We start from the raw sequence: 17750 nt of genomic DNA on the forward strand, positions 1-17750 counted from the left end.
CAAGTCATGACACTAAACATTTGTCGTCAGTGTACGTTAGCTAACCAAAACACCATTTTTCATAACAAGCTTTTCTTCTCGCAAACTATTTAAATCATATAGAGGATTGCTGTCTACAATCAGCAAATCTGCGAACTTTCCTGGAGAAATACTGCCACGCTGATCTTCAATCCCGAGACATTCAGCTGCAACATTCGTAGATGCTTTTATGACTTCGATTTCCGACATTCCCGCTTCATGCATAATCGCTAATTCATCATAATAATAGCGAGGCGGGGTTAATGGAGAGCCACAGTCAGTACCTGTTGCAATCTTAACTCCGATTTGAACAGCCTCCTGCAGCATGGAGAAATGCGGTCCCACTACTTGCTTAGCTTTTTCAAGAGCATATGCCGGAATATCTGGACTGCTTATAAGCTGTCTCATGACAGCCATTGTCGGCACCAAAAAGGTTCCCTGATTTTTCATGATTTCAAGAGCCTGACGATCTGCGTAAATTCCATGTTCGATTGTATCAATCCCAACCTCTAAACAATTCATGATTCCTTCAAGTCCATCTGCATGAGCAGAGACCTTTTTATTTTTCTTTAGTGCCTCTTCTTTTGCTGCACTTAGTTCTTCTATTGTTAACTGAACGGAACCTGGTTCTTCACCTTTGGTATAAATACCGCCAGTTGCCATCACTTTCACCAGGTCTGCCCCTTCTTTGAGCACTTTTCTTGTATGCTTTCGAACTTCGTCCGGCCCGTCAGATTCATAGCCTAAATAATAAACATGTCCTCCTGTCATACAAATAGGTGCTCCAGAAGCAATAATAGTAGGTCCTAAAAGCATGCCAGAATCAATGACATTTCTTACATGTAATACGGTTCGATCCGGTGCACCCAAATCTCTGACCGTAGTGACTCCTAATTTCAGTGTATCTAGTGCATGTTTGTATGCTTCCAAAGCAATCCTGTCATTTTCTTCATTTTTTATGACGGATTGCGGGTCTGAACTGCCATTCCAAACGAGATGTACATGGCAGTCAATCAGGCCGGGAAGTATATGTTTTCCGGAACAATCAATGATTTCAAACCCTTCTGTTTCACCTGGCTCCCCTTGCTGGACCTCAGTTATTTTCCCGTTTTCAACCTTAATGTACGAATTCTCCAGCACCTCATCATTTACTCCGTCAATAATGCTGCCACCTTTTAATATCCATTTCGTGTTTGCTGGCATTTTAAAGCCCTCCTATTATTTGATTATTCAAAATCATAACAATAGAAAGATTATTTATCATTGTATACTACAAACAAAAAAGAGACATGAATTTGTCCCTTTTAAACAATTCTATTGGAATTGATCTGCTTTTTGTTTAAATCTGTATATGGAAAAGGCCATCATGAGCATCGAATAATTGGATGGATTATGAATATCCACATGCATTAATTCGGTTATTTTCTGCAACCTGTACTTTACCGTATTAGGATGTACAAATAATTCACTGCTCGACTTTTGAAGATTAAAAAAGTGTTTTAAGTATATATAAAGCGTTTCGGTAAAGGAAGCATTTTTTTCCTGATCATAGGCAAACAATGGACCAAGTAATTCTTCATCGAAGTTTTGAAACAAATGATGGGATTGTAAATTGTAAGCAATTTTTTCAATCCCCATCTCACCCCAAAACACTAATTGTTCATCATGAATTTGGCAATGCAGTAATCCCACAGATGATTGGTCATACATAGCTTTAATTTTGTTGCAATGGTTCACCTCGTCTATTGCACTTACGCCGATACGGATTCCAGGATAGTCTGTCAGAATGTTCGCTACCCTCTTTCTGTCTATAAACGAATCAATCACCCCGACAATTTTTCTATTATAAATCCATAATCGGGAGTTTGTTTCATTTTCTATTAAGAGCTCAGAAAGCATTTGAAGTTTTGACTGAAGTGTTTCTGGAGAGGAGGATTGCACCTGGAAAATGCATCTTACTTTCTTAAGGTCTATATAAAAGTCAGATAGATTTTTATCATCAGACTCACCTTGAAAAATACTTTCAAGTAATTCTATATCTTTGCTTTTTTGATAGTGGAGCAATGTATTTTTATTATAGGCAGCTAAACTTAAAGCACGTATACCGTTCTTAATGACCTCTTCTGAATACTTATCCGCCGTTCCATTTTGACAAATAATCAGATAACCAAGGAAGTTCATCTTAGAAAACAACGGAGCAACCTTGAAATTCTGATCAGAGAGGCTATCCATTTTCACAGCTAAATTCGTTTCACGATTGGTGAAGCGCACTTTTAACACGTTCTCTTTATGCTGATTTATGATTAAATTAATCAGGTGCTTAATCTCATTTCTGGTTTGCTCTTTCGTTTTCCAATACGCAACCAAATCAAAATACGGGTCTAAAACGCACACGACATTGTTTATATATTCTCCTATTACTTTTACAATTGAGTTCAGATCCTTCTCCAGGAGAACAATTTCCATCAGTTTTTCATTTAATTTATGGATTTTCGTGGCCTGTTCATTTTCCCTTTGATTTACTAGCTTATTGTATTTTTCGTGGATGATATAGTATGGGGTCTCTTGGGGGATTTCAAAAAGAGGGAAAGAATGGGTATTGGAGTAGTCAACAACTTCCCTCGGAATTGTTTTCAATGAGGCTGTATGAAAACCAATTGCACTTATTCCTATCTCCTGCATCCATTCTAAATGGCTAATCATTTGATTCACATCTTTAAAAGCGTGAAACGTGGTCATAACAAACCCTTTTTCTTTCATGCGGGATGTTTTTTCGGTAAGCTCCATGCTAGTTAAGTAGGTGATCTCTTTATTCATATTTTGCCTGCCGCCCACTAGTTGAATATTATCTGTTTCTAATACATCTGCGAAGTCTTTTACTGTAATCATATAAATCCCCCCTTTTAATATGAAACATTACCATTTATCTATGAATTTGTTATGTATATCTAATAGTTTGTTTATATTATAAAGGCAACTTCTGCTAAATAAAATGGATAAAATCTGCATGAATGGTGATTTAAACATGTATGGGGTACAGCTGTAGGCTGTACCCCATTATTAAGACCTATCGATCTTTTACCGAATGGACGAAACACAGGGACGGTTCTGGCGTTTCATGGTGAATCACCAGAACCGTCCCTGTGTTTCTTTGTGTTTCATTACAATCTCTTCTGCTTCCTTAGGGTTGCATCTATAATAATGGGAACCTATTTTTACAGTTAAAATACCTTCAAATAAGGATATGATGCACCTCTTCATAGTGGCTAATGATGTAAGTGCCAAGTTGTGAATGGATATTCTGGAAAGGTTTTGTTCAATTTCAAAGATAGTCTGCAGCTGACTTGCAACGTTTCTTGTCAGCTCAGTGTATTTATCTCGCTGGTCATAAAGCATGATTTGCCCTATATGAGTTTCTCTTCTTTCTGTATTGATATCAGTAACTCCCATCTGGTCATTGGCATTCGGCTGTTCGATCCATTTTTCGGAAAACAACTGACTGCTATTCGATAAACCCGGAGCGGTGACAGTGAGGTACTGTCCAATTTGGAATTCCCCTTGGTTATAGATACAAATCAATCTCCCTGCAAATCCCTTTAACTTCCTGTACAAAACGATTTCGCTGTCGAACAAAATAAGTACAAGCAAATAAAAATATTTCCGGTGTGGTATTTTTATGATAAAACCCTTTAACTTTTGCCAAACCCGGATAGGGATGAAAAGGGAAGGTATTGTCATATTCATATCTGCTAGAGTAAGAAAACATCAACCGATTTAATGTACCAGATACCATTTTCAGCAATTCATTTAACCGTTTTTCATTATGATCTTCCTTTTCATGTAGTTTCTCCACCTTGCTCATTAACACTTCTAGAGACCCATAAATTGGGGTGAAATCAAATTCTTTGTCGCTCAGCGAATCAATTTGCTCCAGGATATTTCTGCTAGTACTCAAAAATTCATCAAGCCGAATTGGCAATACTCCACAGTTTGAAAGTTTATTAACAAGACTGCTATGAATTTTCGTATCCCGTACCAGCAAGTCAAAATCAACTTTGTCAAACAAATCTTTCTCTGTATGCCACCACCAATTGCCACCTGGTGTTTGATAGATTTTATTCTCACTGGCAGGTTCATACTTAAACATAATGTGAATGGGGATATTAGGTCCCCAAAAGGACTGGTCTGCACCACGCGGAAGGTAGGTTAATTGTTCTGGTTTATTCCCTGTATAAATTTTGATAATCTCTTCAAGCAGGTTCTTATCTTCCATGGAAGTGGATCTTGGAAAAATCACCTCATTTCCTTTTGAACCTGGAAAGTCCACATTAATATGAGCAACACACCTTTCATTTAGGTCCTCCCAGAAATGATCACAGTACCATGCCGATCCAGCATATCTGCCATTGGAGTGGCCAGGCCACCAGGCAAATTTTATTCCTCTCTTTAACCTGGAATTACTAATACTGAACAGTCTGGCAAGTTCGAGTAATAAGGCATTTCCTACAGCATTATCAGTGGCTCCTTTATGCCAGGAATCATAATGGCTAGAAATTAAAAGAAACTCTTCCTCTTCCCCCTTTATGGTGCCAACTGGTAAACTAACAGTCTTAATACCTTCTTTTAAACCTGTTTTTATGGTTACGTTAATTTCTTTGTTTTCCAATTCCTCTAAGAGCCTAATACCGTCATGATAATTGACTCCGACAACTGGAAGCTTTGTTAGTTGGTCCATATTTTCAATCGTGGGAGTCCCCCAAATGGTCCCTACGGTTTCTTCATGAATGGCCTCTTCTTCTGATGGCCAAATATGTATTAAACCTAAAGCTCCAGCCTTTTCAATTTGCATAACATAATCCTCAAGGTAGTTCCAGCTAATAACTATTTTTCCTTTGAAATCTACAATACATGATTCCCCTTTTCTATCACTTGATTTATCATAAACAAGCTTAGAACTTATCCCATTAGGGCAATTCCTGCTAAAGGATCTAGCCTTGGCCCTTAATGTATAAGGAATTTGCGAATTCACCAATACTACACCATAATGTGGATCACTGAAATATCCATCAAACTGATAACGTTCATAGGAGACTCCATATTGTTTAAGTTGATTGATAATGTAGGTAACCGCTTCTTCTGCCTCAGGTTCACCGGAAAGCCGTTCCAACTCAGAAAGGAATTTTACATGTTTCTCCAATTCACTTTTATCAACTAGATGAGATACATTCATACCCGGTTTTTCCAACCTTTTCACTCCTGCCCATTCAGTAATAAAAACAACAAAACTCCTGCAAAAGCTATATTTTCGCAGGAGGAATATAAAGTCTTGATAGGTAACTTGAATTATAGGGATAAGGAAACTGAACGTGAATATTAAACAGACAATTGTAACTTCAACATTCTACTGCTAAGGTGTCGATTACCTGATACCAACCCCGTGCCTTTAATAACTTATCCCATGAGCAATTAATACAAATACAGCTCCGATGGAAAACCAGATTAGGAAAAGCGGCCACATGAATCGGATCCAGCGGTTATATTTGATTTTTGAGACCGCCAAGCTTCCCATTAACATGGCAGATGTCGGCAGCATGATATTGGATAGTCCATCACCTAGTTGAAAGATAAGGACCGTTGTTTGTCTTGTAATATTGATAAGGTCTGATAAAGGAACTAAGACAGGCATGGTTGTAGCCGCTTGACCTGTTCCTGAGGTAATAAAGATATTTAAAATATTTTGAAACGTGTACATCCCAAGAACTTGAACAGAGGCTGGCAGCTGACCGATCGTTGCGGCAAGTCCGTTCACCACAGAATCAATGACATAACCTTGCTCTAAAACAACAACAACCCCTTTTGCGATGCCTACAATAAACGCACCAAATGTAATGGCACTTGCACCTTTGACAAACTCGGATGCAATTTTACTAGGTCCGTATTTTGAAAGAAAACCAACAATAATTCCTAGACTCAAGAAAAATGCCGCTAATTCTTCCATCCACCATCCCTTGCTAGAAACACCCCAAATTAGAACACCAAACCCTGCTATTACTGAGAGTATTGTTAAAATATGAGTCACTTTTACTGCTGGTAAAGCCGATAAATCTATTTCACCACGATTTTCCTCTTTTTCTAAATCATAAACAAGACTTGTAGTCGGATCCTTTTTAACCTTTCTTGCATAACGAATGATATACAAACTGGTTGAAAATAACAATGTCACTAATAGAATGGCACGAAGCCACATACCCGAAAACATAGGAAGTTCCGCAATGGCTTGGGCTATCCCTACATTAAACGGATTCAATAATCCTGCTGTAAAACCTGAAGCAGCTCCTAGCATAACCATCGCTGTTCCAGTAATGGCATCATATCCCAGCGATCTAGCAATTACAATTCCGATCGGTACAAAAGCCATAACCTCCGCAGACATCCCCATTGTAAATCCACCAACAGAGAAAAGAATAAGAAATATTGGAATAATAATTAGACCTTTATTCACAAAAGCCTTTCCTACCCGAGCTGCTACAGCTTCTATCGTTCCTGTAGAATTAATAATTTGAAATACCCCGCCAATTATAAAAATAAAGAATACAACATCTGCAGCACCTACTAAACCATGAACAATCGCTAAGGGTATATCTAAGATACTAACCGGGCTTTGCTCAACAGATTTAAAGGTATTTTCAACAACAAGCGTTTGACCAGTTGCTTCATCCTTGACCCGCTCAAATTCCCCAGCTGGCAGCAGGTATGTTAATAAGGCTGCAAAGAATATAAAGAAAATAATGATGACAAACGTGTGAGGCATTTTAAAAAAATTCCTTTTTTTCACTTGATTAGTTTCCATTCCAGGAGTAGGCTTCATTTATCAAATCCCCTTTCTTATAATTTTAGATAATTTAGCATCCTTATTCTTTTTCCATTCATCAAATTCGTTTCTGATTTCTTGTAATTTTGCAGGATTAAGGCAAATATCATACGCTGTCATAGCTAACGCTTTTGCTGCCTTATTTAAGCCAGACATACCATATTCTGATGCTGCGGCTTCCACAAATTCAGGAGTGTGTGTTGCAGCAGTATTCGTTATTTTTATATAAGGATGAATCGTTGCCGTTACTTGTCCAACATTACCAATGTCAGAGGAGCCAATTCCTCCCTTTTCAGGAGGATCGCTTACCAATTCACCTAGCTCTTCAAGATTTTTCTTAAAAATAGAAGCTAATGCCTTGTTGTTATTTCTTTCTGCATAAATTAAACCCTCAGAAATCTCTAATCTAGCCCCAACAGCTTCGGTTGAATATCGTGCAGCTGCACAAACTTTTTCTCTAACAACATGTAACGACTCGACGTTTTCAGCTCTTAATAAAAACTCTGCTTCACAATACGCTGGCACAACATTTGTTGCTTCACCTCCCTTGGTAATAATTCCATGTATTCTAACGTCATCCTTAAAAAATTGACGTAAGGAATTAACCGCAACAAAGGTATGGATAACTGCATCCAGTGCACTGATCCCTTTTTCAGGAGAAGCAGAGGCGTGTGCTGCTTTCCCATAGAATTTAAAAGTAACGTCAACACATGCGAGTCCCCCTCGTAATACCATTGTCTTACCGTGAGGGTGGCACATCATCGCCACATCGACATCATCAAATATCCCATGTTCGACCATTAGAATTTTCCCCCCTCCTTCTTCTTCAGCAGGTGTTCCGATGACAATAATTTTCCCTTTAAGATTTGGGTGTGCATCCTTTAGGGCTAACGCAGCCCCCACTGCAGCAGTACCGATAATATTATGGCCGCATCCATGTCCCAGCCCGGCCAATGCATCATATTCTGCTAAAATAGCAATGGTTGGTCCTCCTTTTTGCCCCTCCCATGTTGCTCGAAAGGAAGTTTCCAAGTTGGCAAGTCCTCTTTCGATAGAAAAACCCGATTTTTCTAGTGGTTCAACTAACCAATTCATTGCTTTATATTCTTGAAAACTAGTCTCTGGATTTGAATGAATTTTTAATGATAATTCCTGAAGCTCTGTATCTCTCTCATCTATTGCCTGCATGATTGCATTCTTACCTTTGACCGAAATATCATTCATAAAGTACACCCCTCCATTTTTTCAGAATATTATAACTTATATTTTTTAATGTTACACACAGACATACTATAAGTAAAATTAATCTTTTTTTAGATTACCCAAAAAAAATTTTTGGATAGTAGTTAGTACTATATATCTTATTTCAAAAAGAAAAGACTAGAAGAGCAACACTAGCTGTGCCTTCTAGTCTTTTTTGATATAATATAAGGCTTTAATGGATTCAACAAATTTGAAGATAGCCGCTAGCTGCAGAGAGGATTCACGGTACAAAAGCCAGGTTCGTTTCTTCATCTTTTGCCCATTTTTATAAGCTAAATCATAACAGAAGAGATGATCATGATCATGATTATGGATAAATGCTTGAGGAACAATGGAAAAGCCAAGCCCCATCTTAACCATTTCTTTACATGTCTCATAGCTATCTACCAGCATAGTTGTATTTGGAGATGTTTCATACCGTTCATTCCACCAGCTCGATATATTTTCCACATCAGACAGTTCCTTGGAATTCTTGTACTTAATTAATACGAAAGGTTCTTTTCGGTTGATAAATGGAAGTGAGGGAAGGTCCTCTATATTGATTTCCTGCTTTGTTATTAAACAAATACTTTCTTCATCTAAAAGATAAGACTTATCAGACCAATTATAGTCTCCCCTTACAATCGCGACATCGATTTCGCCATCATTCAGTAAGCCCATCATCTCTTTACTGAATCCTGAATCAACGTTTAAATGAACATTCGGATAATTCGCTGTATATTCTTTTAAAATGGGCGGCAAGTTATATTGGCAAAAATGACTGCTGACTCCAATTCTCAAATTACCTTTTACTTCATCCCCCATATTCAATAAGTAATCCTTTGCCTCTCTAAAGTCCGAAAGATATTTATTTGCATAGGAAACTAAATACTCCCCTGCCGGTGTGAATTTTACCCTTTTTCCATTTTTTGATATTATCTCTACCTGGAATTCCCTCTCCAACTGTCTTAATCGATACGTAAGAGCAGGCTGTGTCATATATACTCGCTCTGCTGCCTTTGTTAGATTTAATTCTTCATAAAGATATTGTAAAATTAGACAATCCTTTTCTTGCATTTCCTCCCCCTCTTTAATAAACATAAGATTCTTTTTTTCATTTATACTTTTTTGGATAATAGACGTAAATTAATTCACTTGCTTAAGAGCTAAATATCATTAGAAACATTATAAACTATTATTATACTAACCAGTAGTTCCCGCACCCACAATCCATACATCTGCCTCCGGGTTTTCCGCACACTAGTCAACTGGATTACTAGTCATTATAAAGCTGTGGGGTGCACCTCCTATTGAAGACCAATCACGATTTTCACCGAATGAAATACCCCACAAGAATCGACCCGGCACTATACACCAGCAGCAAAGCCATTATCACATTAAATTGACTTCTATACTTCGCAAGGAAGGATTGAAAAATCGATCCAAAAACACTCCAGCAAAAGGTACTCAGGAAACCGACTAATGCAAGGAAAATGGAAAAGAATATCAGACTCGTATGTGAGGTATGGTATGGAAGGATAAAGGTTGATATCACTGTAACCCCATATAAGATCCCCTTTGGATTAATAAATTGTAAAAGCATCCCAATTAAAAAGCCGTTATGCTTTCCATCATTATTGTTTTGATCATCCGGTTTACTGCTCATCATTTTAAGGGCCAAAAACAGCATATAAATGACCCCGATGATGGTCATGATCAATTCAATCCTTGGAATGAATTGATGAAGCAAGAGATTAAAATAACTGCAAAGTATCATAATGACAAAGAACCCTGCGCTTACCCCCCAACAAAATCGAATCGTATTTCTTAAACCAAACCGATTAGCGAATACCATGGCCATAATATTGTTTGGACCTGGCGTAAAGCTGGTAACAAAAACATATAAGAAAAAAGATAATAAAGACATAGCTGCTTTCCTCCTTTTCGTGTATGTTATAATGTACGAAAACGACAATATAACGATTTCCTATACATTGTATATTACGGACGTTATATTGTACAGACGAAGGAAGGTATGTATGGAAGAAATTCATTTAATCCTTGCAAAAAATTTAAAAGCATTTCGAGAAAACAAAAAATTAAGCTTAGAGAAGGTGGCCGAATTAACGGGAGTAAGCAAAACGATGATTGGCCAAATTGAACGGGGCGAATCAAGCCCGACCATCACAACCATTTGGAAGATTGCAAATGGTCTAAAGATCTCTTTTACCTCACTGATTAATCATCCTCAGCCGGATACTCAACTTGTTTTAAAGAAGGAAATTCAGACATTATCAGAGGATAATGGCAGGTATCGGGTATATCCTTACTTTCCTTTCGAAAACGATAAGCGATTTGAAGTATATACCGTCGAAATTGACAAAGGAGGATACCTTAGCGCTGAACCCCATATCGAGGGAACCGAAGAGTTAATCGTGGTCTTTGATGGGGAAATAACCATACGGGTTAATAACGAGGAACATACATTAGAAAGCGGTGACTCTATCAGATTCAAAGCGGATAGACCGCATACCTATCATAATTTAGGGAAATCTTTGGCACGTGTTAGTATGATTTTATTTTACCCGGCAGAATAAATGCATTGCTATGATTGCGGTGAATTTGGATTACATACCCAAAATTAACAAACCAAATAGGGGGATAAGGATATCGCTGAATTGACCGGGCAAATCCTTTAAGTAAGAGTGAGTTGTTAATTTAATAATTTAACATTAGCTCAATTTATTTTAATAGAATAATGAAATGTGCTATCATCAACCGGTTTGATAAAGAAAAGCTTACGGTTTGCTTAACGTTGAGTAAGTGACATTATAATTGGTTGGATGTAACGTCCTGCCATTTACAAATTGTAAATAATTTATTAATTTCAAACTAATCCTTCGCCGAATATAAAAGAAAACAATAATCAATTTTTCAGTCCATTGACACTCCTAATCTTTCCGGATTTTTGGTATATTAACAGATGAGAATATTTGGAAGGGGAGAAAAGAATGAATGAACTAGTGTTTAAACAGTTTGAGAAGACAAGAGGTTATTTTATTAAAAAGATCGAGTCAGTATCAAAGGATGTAGCAAGAATACAGCCAGACGGTTTTAACAACACAATTCAATGGCATATTGGCCATGTATTAACGGTCTGTGAACAGTTTATGTTCGGCTTTCCCCGCAAAACGACCCATATCCCTGCAAACTATATTGAATTATTTGGGAACGGTACAAAGCCGGCTGATTGGAAAGGTGATATACCTGAAGCAGATGAGCTCATTATACAGCTGAAGGATCAATTGGTCCGAATCCAGCAAATTCCAGCTGAACGGTTAAATGAAAAGCTGGATAAACCATTTTTGGGACTTGAAACCTTTGGTGAATTAGCCGAATTTGCGTTGTTTCATGAGGCAAACCATTTGGGGCATATTCAAGCGATGGAACGGGTTATTCATCATACAGGAGTAAAGAACTAAAAAAGGAAAAATCATTTTAATTTTAGTCTTAAAAGTTACAAAGGGTGCCCATCAATATTACGTACAGCACCATTGGGCATCCTTTCTTATCTAAATCTAATCTCTCGTCCCCAGCACATCTGTATTTGGCGGTTCATACCCCAACTGGCGGGCCATCGCCATAATCTGTCCTTTGTGATGGTATTCGTGAGTGACAGTATGCATGAACAGTTTTCGAGGAGTCATTGAAGTCTCCTCAGTTGATTCTCTCCAAGGAATAGGCTGCAATTTTGATTCCGTGGCGGCCTCAATCTCATTTTGCCACTCAGCTAATCCCTCGTCTAATCGTCGTACAAGTTCTTGCCATTTCATTTCGGTAAAACCTACAGCAGAAAACGTCGTTGGATTTTCAACAGGCGGACTCACTTCTTCTCCTCTAAAACGTTTCAGCCACCGCTCATTATAGAAGTGAAGATGATTCGCGATCTCACCAATGGAATGAGATCCTTCATTTTGCTTCCACTATGCATCTTCTAAACTCAGTCCCTTTAATGCCGTTCTTAATGGCTGGATCCAGCTATCCTCGTTACGGCATACTGCCAATTGATCTAATAAAAACTCTTTTTTACTCATTAACACATTCCCTTCTACAATAAAGTGCGTCTCACCATAATAAACTTCCCCATCATGATCAGCCCCTCTCATTTTTTAATGCCACACCTGTACTACATTTCGAAAAACTTATCTCTCTCCACTTTACAAACTCTAAGGGCAAAATTTTTATACCATTCTGTTTTACCTCTGTCTTGTGCAACTTGATGTGCTGAATTTTCCTTCCATTTCTTTATCGCATCTATAGATTCCCAGTATGACACTGTGATTCCCATCCCCTCATCACGAGCACTTTCCACGCCTAAGAAACCCTCTTGTTGAGAAGCTAACTCTACCATTTTGTCTGCCATTTTCCCATAACCTCCGTCAACTTCTGTTCGCTGTGAAGAAAATATCACTGCAAAATACGGTGGTTGAGGAGTTTTTGCAACTGGCCTCATATTTTGGTTCCCCCTAAAATTATTTTAATTATTTAGTCAAATAGCTTAGAGTATAATTCTAACTTCTATATCCTCCTCAAAAGTTCCTACTGTTCTTCAACATTCCAGAACTGGACCTATTCCTAAAGAAGGACGCATTTCTTTTTACAGAATTGCGCCCTTTAATGAAAGATCGTTCTTGAAAGTACATGCTGCATAGATTTTCAGAAAAGCCCATGAAGAACTAAAACACATCGAACTAGGTTTTATTTGAAGTTTTCAGGTTTTGTTGCATAAAGCTCTATAAATCCGCAATTTGGACATACATAACAAGGGCTTATATCACTCATAGTTTTTGAATTGGGTTTTTCTCCTGATTTAAATACTCTAACGGGAAAACTATCTAGTTTAGGTTCTACCATTAATGTTTTACATTTAGAACAACTATTTTCCACGAATATCTTACCTCTTAATTTAATAATCTTATTTAAAAATCTTGTTTTTAACTTAATGCCAATTATTTCAAATTTATTTATTTCGCGCAATTGCTTATTCAATTATGTGGATAAAAAGTGCCCTAGTACGGTAAAGCTTTATAAGACTTGGGGACAGGCACTCATTTTTTATGACAAGAATCACAACATCCCTTTTTCCCTCTCTAACCTGTTCACGTAGTTAATTTTAATTCATTGTGTTTTCTCAAAATTTGTTAGCTTTTAATGGTTTCACCTTTATTTTCCTTAACGATTTTCTCCATCGTATTTAGAATAACGGAAATGGCTACAACACCAACATATGATGCACCTTTATCAAAAGCATCCTGCACACTAGAGGAGTCTGCGGCCACTGTTCCAATTATGATGTTTTTCTCTTTAGCTTTTCTATATATATTATTCACTACCTTTTGCACTTCAGGGTGTTTAGGACCTTCCTCTTTAAAGCCCATATTAACCGATAGATCAGTGGTTCCGATGAACGCTAGATCAATACCATCTACACTCATTATTTCTGCAAAGTTTTCCGCAGCTTCAAGGGTCTCAATGTGTGGAATAACTAATATATTTTCATCAGATGCATCTAAGAATGACTTTCCGCTGTCTTTACCAAATCTTGCGGCTCTATGTGAATAAGCAGCTCCCCTCGATCCTCTTGGCGGGAATTTAGCCTTTTGAACTGCTTCTTCTGCGTCTTCTTTAGTATTCACCATGGGGATTTGAATGCCTTTTGCCCCCCTATCTAAGGCTTTTTGAATACTCGAAGGTTCATAAGATACACGCACAATTGGAACCACATTAACAGATTCAGCAGATCTAATCATGTTTTCTATCTCAGAATGGCTAAACGCTCCGTGTTCATCATCAATAACAATAAAATCAAATCCAGCATAACCCATCAGCTCTACTAAATTGGGCGAATAAGTTCCTATGAAACACCCTAGTACCTTTTCTCCGTTTTTAAGCTTTCGCTTTACCTCATTTTTCAATTTCATTCTCTCCTTGTCTTTCAAAAGGATTAACCTCAAGCAACCATTGCCTTAGATAAAGTGTTATTATTGCCGGTTGTTCCATGCTGCTTAAATGTCCGCAATCTTCTACTACAGCTAGTTTTGAATTAGGAATCAAAAATGACATTTGTTTATGAAATTCTACTGGACAAACAGCATCTTCCCTGCCGACCAATAATAAGGTTGGGCACTGAATCCCTTTCAATTTATCAGTAGCATCTGAGCGGGATGCTACAGCTTTTAATTGCCGTTTGTATGCTTCCGATCCCACTTTTTCAGCCATATCACATATAGTGGCTATTAACCGTTTATCCGCTAACCGATTTTTATGAATTAAATTAGGTAAAAGAAACTTTTCAGTTATTTCGCTAAACCTTCCCTCGTCTACCATTACATTGAATTTTTCCCACGCTTCAATTTGTTCAGGTTTGGGTCCATTAGGATTTGAATCAAGAAGCGCAAGGTTAGTAACTCTTTCAGGTGCTTGATGAACAACTTCCATTGCTACGATTCCACCAAGAGATAATCCAGCAAGAGCAAACTTTTCCGGAGCATTAGATAAAATCGACTTTGCCATTCCTTTAATCGTATCGTCTTTTGTAATGTCGCCAATTGAAATGTCTGCAATATCAGCTAAATGTTGAACCTGGTGCCCCCAGAGTCTGTGGTCACACAATGTACCTGGCAGCAATATTAACGGTTCTTTCCCCATATTTACTTCTCACCAGCACGGAGTTTCTTTGCCATTTGTTTTTCAAGATCTTCAAAGTTTTTTGGTTTGATCATCTTTCCTGAATCATCAGCATGAAAGCCAAATTCTGCTGCTTTTCTAACTACTTGTGGTGACCAGTATGGGTCCTTCCCATTAAATACTTCATGTTGTTCAAGAACTGCAAATAGCCATGCATCTTCATTGCTAATATTTTCAAATCCTCTCCATAATCTTGGGGGCAGTGAGATTAAATCCCATTGTTCAATGATTGTTTCACCTTCAATTTCATCCTCATTTTTCCCCCAATAAAACCGCCATTTTCCCGTTAGAGGAAGGAATGCTTCTATATAATCATGAGTATGAAATGCTGGACCATTTCCTGGAGGGGCTTTGACCATTCCAATTTGAAACCCGTGCGGTTCAGTAATTTCTGGACTATACTTATCATTTTCACTTGCTGTATCTCCAATAAGAGCATAATTAAGACGCTGATGCCCAGGTAAAATACTGTCGATAAACATCAATGGAATCGCCTTTGATTTTAATTCATCAAATCTTACAATCCAATTATTCTCCATGTCTTCATTTGTTACATGTTTAACTACCTTTGGTTGTTGCGTTTGCATAATAATACCATCCTCTCAATTTATGTTTTTTATAATAGAAACTTATTATAATTTAAATGTAACAAGCTTTAATTCCGTCATCTCTTCTACTGAATACTTAATTCCTTCCCGTCCTGTACCGCTGTTCTTATTTTTGTGCAATGGTTTAGATGGCATTTGTAAAACCAGTCCTCCTTTGAATGCGCATTCAATTTTATATAAAGCGCTACGCAATTAATGCATGCTGTATATAACCAATCATTTAATGAACGAGGTTTATTATTCATTCTCATTGGGATCATAGAATTCATCATCATTATGAAGGTGAATTTGCATCAAGACATCGAGACCATCAAAAGTGATCCATTCTTCCACGATCTTCTTCTTACGTACCCTTAAATGATTTATTCCTAATATCTCAATGGGCTTCCCACTCGGTTGACCAAAGAATCCAATCCCACCGTGAATACCCTGTAACCGCCATCTCACTGCTACATCCCATTCATCATCCGACACCCTCTTATTACAGGTCACTCTTTCAACGATGAATTTTGCAGTGGGAAATGACGAAAACAGGCTGATTAACATGCCTTGAATTTGGTTAACACCCATTAAATCTTTATCACAAATATAATGGACAACAGCATTATCAGAATAGAAATCCTTCACATGATTAAATAAGCGGCATTCCCAAACTTTATTGAACATTTCTAATATAAATTCACCAATTTCAAAATTATTTGACATTGGAGTATAAACCTTCGGAACAAACTGTCCTTCCATGGCTTCACTTCCCCCGAAACGAGATTGCAAAGCAGGTGTCTTATTTTCTAATCCTTTAGCAAGTTTTTTTGCAACCTCTATTGGATCAAAACCTAACTGTTTGACGATATACAGATTATCCCTGACTAACCACTCTTCTATGACTCTATTAGAATGAACAAAACAATCAACAATTGTCCTAAAAAAGACTTTTTTACCCGTTGCTGGTCCAAAGCTTGTTTCCCCTAGGTTCGTTGCATTAGAAGCAATTCTGTGTGAAGATAAGAACCCTTCTCTATCATTTCCGGACCAAATAACATTTTCACCTAAAAGCTTTCTGTCAGGAAATGCATGTAAAGTTTGGAGCGTTCCTGAAACAACTTCATTTACACCCTGAATGCTACTTGTTCCAGAATGCATAACCACATTGTTATGGTACGTCTGATAAATTACACCAATTCCTTTTTCTTCCCAAATTCGATGAGTAATTTTTAAAATATAATCTACAAAGTCCAAATATTCATTGTCAAAACCTTTCATGCTTTGTTTTCTAGTTTTATTCATTGAATATTCGTTATAATCAGCGTACCCCAATGTGTTAACTTCTTTTGAGTCTCCATAAAACACTTTATCGTGATGTTGAATAGCTGTTTCTGGCATCGCTACCTTTTCATGTTTCTGTTCTTCTGTCTTTTCCATGAATTTCTCCTTATTTAATATTTAACAGGTTCCAAAATTAGTAATATTCAAACTAATTAAATTGCAGTCCATCCTCCATCGACTTTTATTGTTTCACCTGTGATGAAGTTTGCCATGTCAGAAGCTAAAAATAACACAGCTCCTGTCACATCAGATGGCTTAGCCAGTTTACCTAAGGGTATTCTGTTAAGAACATCTTGATAAAATTCTTTGTCTTTAAACATTTCAGATGTAAATTCTGTTTCAATGAAAGTGGGAGCTACGGCATTTACTTTTATGTTATAAGGTGCCCATTCAACAGCTAAAGCTTTTGTAAGCTGCACTGCTCCTCCCTTACTAGAACAATATGCAGAACGTTTAATATATCCAACAAAAGCCATTTGAGAAACAATATTTATAACCTTTCCCTGTTTTTGGAGTATCAAATACTTCCCAGCACGCTGTGAACAGAAGAAAGTTCCTTTTAGGTTCGTATCAATAATAGCGTCCCAATCATCCTCTGTAACATCTATAGCAGGCTTAGGTATGTTAATCCCTGCGTTATTAATAATAATATCTAGGCCTCCCATATGTTCAACAGCCTCATCTACCATCGAATAGATTTGGGATACATTTTGCATATCAGCTTTAATAGAGGAACATACAGGGTTATGTTGTTTTAATTCTCTAGTCGTATCAGACAAGTCACTCTCGTTTCGACCTGTAATTACTACAATAGATCCTAACTTGGCAAAAGCCAGGGCGATTTCTCTTCCTATCCCTTTGCTTCCGCCTGTCACAATAATCCTTTTCCCCTGTAGATCAGATAAATACTCCAAGTCATCATCCCCTAGTTAATACTTCAC

Annotated in this window: 17 protein-coding genes and 1 pseudogene; 2 read left to right on the forward strand and 16 right to left on the reverse strand. The window is 37.5% G+C overall.

Annotated features, from left to right (window positions below):
• Nucleotides 1-36: 36 nt before the first annotated feature.
• The 8 genes from IQ19_RS01640 to IQ19_RS01675 form a co-directional block, all read right to left on the reverse strand.
• A complete protein-coding gene (locus IQ19_RS01640) occupies nt 37-1221 on the reverse strand; it encodes a metal-dependent hydrolase family protein (protein ID WP_144539249.1) in 1185 nt (394 codons plus the stop codon).
• 111 nt (nt 1222-1332) lie between these two features.
• Nucleotides 1333-2907: a PucR family transcriptional regulator gene (locus IQ19_RS01645; RefSeq protein ID WP_144539251.1), complete on the reverse strand. Its 1575-nt coding sequence runs from the start codon at nt 2905-2907 to the stop codon at nt 1333-1335.
• 237 nt (nt 2908-3144) lie between these two features.
• Complete coding sequence (locus tag IQ19_RS27965) at nt 3145-3597, reverse strand: ParB N-terminal domain-containing protein (protein WP_199749342.1); 453 nt, start codon at nt 3595-3597, stop codon at nt 3145-3147.
• A complete protein-coding gene (locus IQ19_RS01655) occupies nt 3581-5263 on the reverse strand; it encodes a M28 family peptidase (protein ID WP_144539253.1) in 1683 nt (560 codons plus the stop codon). Before IQ19_RS01655 ends, IQ19_RS27965 begins: the two co-directional genes overlap by 17 nt.
• A gap of 198 nt (nt 5264-5461) precedes the next feature.
• The gene (locus IQ19_RS01660) at nt 5462-6886 is read right to left on the reverse strand and encodes a YfcC family protein (protein WP_242020857.1); all 1425 of its coding nucleotides are present in this window, start codon (nt 6884-6886) and stop codon (nt 5462-5464) included.
• 3 nt (nt 6887-6889) lie between these two features.
• Entirely contained in the window at nt 6890-8113 is a 1224-nt protein-coding gene (locus IQ19_RS01665; protein ID WP_144539255.1) for a M20 family metallopeptidase, read from the reverse strand.
• Nucleotides 8114-8296: 183 nt separating this feature from the next.
• Nucleotides 8297-9208: a LysR family transcriptional regulator gene (locus tag IQ19_RS01670; protein ID WP_144539257.1), complete on the reverse strand. Its 912-nt coding sequence runs from the start codon at nt 9206-9208 to the stop codon at nt 8297-8299.
• A gap of 253 nt (nt 9209-9461) precedes the next feature.
• Entirely contained in the window at nt 9462-10058 is a 597-nt protein-coding gene (locus IQ19_RS01675; protein WP_144539259.1) for a LysE family transporter, read from the reverse strand.
• Nucleotides 10059-10170: 112 nt separating this feature from the next.
• Between IQ19_RS01675 and IQ19_RS01680 the strand changes: the two genes are divergently transcribed.
• Complete coding sequence (locus tag IQ19_RS01680) at nt 10171-10728, forward strand: helix-turn-helix domain-containing protein (protein WP_144539261.1); 558 nt, start codon at nt 10171-10173, stop codon at nt 10726-10728.
• A 414-nt stretch (nt 10729-11142) separates the two neighbouring features.
• A complete protein-coding gene (locus tag IQ19_RS01685; protein ID WP_144539263.1) occupies nt 11143-11613 on the forward strand; it encodes a DinB family protein in 471 nt (156 codons plus the stop codon).
• Nucleotides 11614-11709: 96 nt separating this feature from the next.
• On the opposite strand, the pseudogene IQ19_RS01690 reads toward IQ19_RS01685, so the two are convergent.
• From IQ19_RS01690 to IQ19_RS01725, 8 genes and pseudogenes are all read right to left on the reverse strand, one after another.
• Nucleotides 11710-12102 (reverse strand): annotated as a pseudogene (locus IQ19_RS01690) (DinB family protein); the annotation flags it as partial.
• Between the two features lie 12 nt (nt 12103-12114).
• Nucleotides 12115-12297, reverse strand: coding sequence for a hypothetical protein (locus IQ19_RS01695; RefSeq protein WP_144539267.1), 183 nt, complete (start codon nt 12295-12297; stop codon nt 12115-12117).
• Between the two features lie 20 nt (nt 12298-12317).
• Nucleotides 12318-12644 carry an antibiotic biosynthesis monooxygenase family protein gene (locus IQ19_RS01700; RefSeq protein WP_144539269.1) on the reverse strand — a complete coding sequence of 109 codons (327 nt, stop codon included), beginning with the start codon at nt 12642-12644 and terminating at the stop codon, nt 12318-12320.
• A gap of 688 nt (nt 12645-13332) precedes the next feature.
• Nucleotides 13333-14106 (reverse strand): HpcH/HpaI aldolase family protein, encoded by a 774-nt coding sequence (locus tag IQ19_RS01705; RefSeq protein ID WP_144539271.1) that lies wholly within the window; start codon nt 14104-14106, stop codon nt 13333-13335.
• Nucleotides 14096-14839: an alpha/beta fold hydrolase gene (locus IQ19_RS01710; protein WP_144539273.1), complete on the reverse strand. Its 744-nt coding sequence runs from the start codon at nt 14837-14839 to the stop codon at nt 14096-14098. The genes IQ19_RS01705 and IQ19_RS01710 overlap by 11 nt, the downstream gene beginning before the upstream one ends.
• A gap of 2 nt (nt 14840-14841) precedes the next feature.
• Nucleotides 14842-15465 (reverse strand): cupin domain-containing protein, encoded by a 624-nt coding sequence (locus IQ19_RS01715; RefSeq protein WP_144539276.1) that lies wholly within the window; start codon nt 15463-15465, stop codon nt 14842-14844.
• A gap of 258 nt (nt 15466-15723) precedes the next feature.
• Nucleotides 15724-16905 carry an ester cyclase gene (locus IQ19_RS01720; protein ID WP_144539278.1) on the reverse strand — a complete coding sequence of 394 codons (1182 nt, stop codon included), beginning with the start codon at nt 16903-16905 and terminating at the stop codon, nt 15724-15726.
• 56 nt (nt 16906-16961) lie between these two features.
• Nucleotides 16962-17723 carry an SDR family NAD(P)-dependent oxidoreductase gene (locus IQ19_RS01725; protein WP_144539280.1) on the reverse strand — a complete coding sequence of 254 codons (762 nt, stop codon included), beginning with the start codon at nt 17721-17723 and terminating at the stop codon, nt 16962-16964.
• Nucleotides 17724-17750 lie beyond the last annotated feature (27 nt).

Origin of the sequence: Cytobacillus oceanisediminis, assembly GCF_007830235.1 — a bacterium.
Classification (GTDB): domain Bacteria; phylum Bacillota; class Bacilli; order Bacillales; family Cytobacillaceae; genus Cytobacillus; species Cytobacillus oceanisediminis.

Bases quoted from the DNA above. Each gene is read 5' to 3' on its own strand.
- IQ19_RS01640 (WP_144539249.1), bottom strand. From the start codon at position 1,221: ATGCCAGCAAACACGAAATGGATATTAAAAGGTGGCAGCATTATTGAC.
- IQ19_RS01645 (WP_144539251.1), bottom strand. From the start codon at position 2,907: ATGATTACAGTAAAAGACTTCGCAGATGTATTAGAAACAGATAATATT.
- IQ19_RS01660 (WP_242020857.1), bottom strand. From the start codon at position 6,886: ATGAAGCCTACTCCTGGAATGGAAACTAATCAAGTGAAAAAAAGGAAT.
- IQ19_RS01665 (WP_144539255.1), bottom strand. From the start codon at position 8,113: ATGAATGATATTTCGGTCAAAGGTAAGAATGCAATCATGCAGGCAATA.
- IQ19_RS01670 (WP_144539257.1), bottom strand. From the start codon at position 9,208: ATGCAAGAAAAGGATTGTCTAATTTTACAATATCTTTATGAAGAATTA.
- IQ19_RS01675 (WP_144539259.1), bottom strand. From the start codon at position 10,058: ATGTCTTTATTATCTTTTTTCTTATATGTTTTTGTTACCAGCTTTACG.
- IQ19_RS01680 (WP_144539261.1), top strand. From the start codon at position 10,171: ATGGAAGAAATTCATTTAATCCTTGCAAAAAATTTAAAAGCATTTCGA.
- IQ19_RS01685 (WP_144539263.1), top strand. From the start codon at position 11,143: ATGAATGAACTAGTGTTTAAACAGTTTGAGAAGACAAGAGGTTATTTT.
- IQ19_RS01695 (WP_144539267.1), bottom strand. From the start codon at position 12,297: ATGAGAGGGGCTGATCATGATGGGGAAGTTTATTATGGTGAGACGCAC.
- IQ19_RS01700 (WP_144539269.1), bottom strand. From the start codon at position 12,644: ATGAGGCCAGTTGCAAAAACTCCTCAACCACCGTATTTTGCAGTGATA.
- IQ19_RS01710 (WP_144539273.1), bottom strand. From the start codon at position 14,839: ATGGGGAAAGAACCGTTAATATTGCTGCCAGGTACATTGTGTGACCAC.
- IQ19_RS01715 (WP_144539276.1), bottom strand. From the start codon at position 15,465: ATGCAAACGCAACAACCAAAGGTAGTTAAACATGTAACAAATGAAGAC.
- IQ19_RS01720 (WP_144539278.1), bottom strand. From the start codon at position 16,905: ATGGAAAAGACAGAAGAACAGAAACATGAAAAGGTAGCGATGCCAGAA.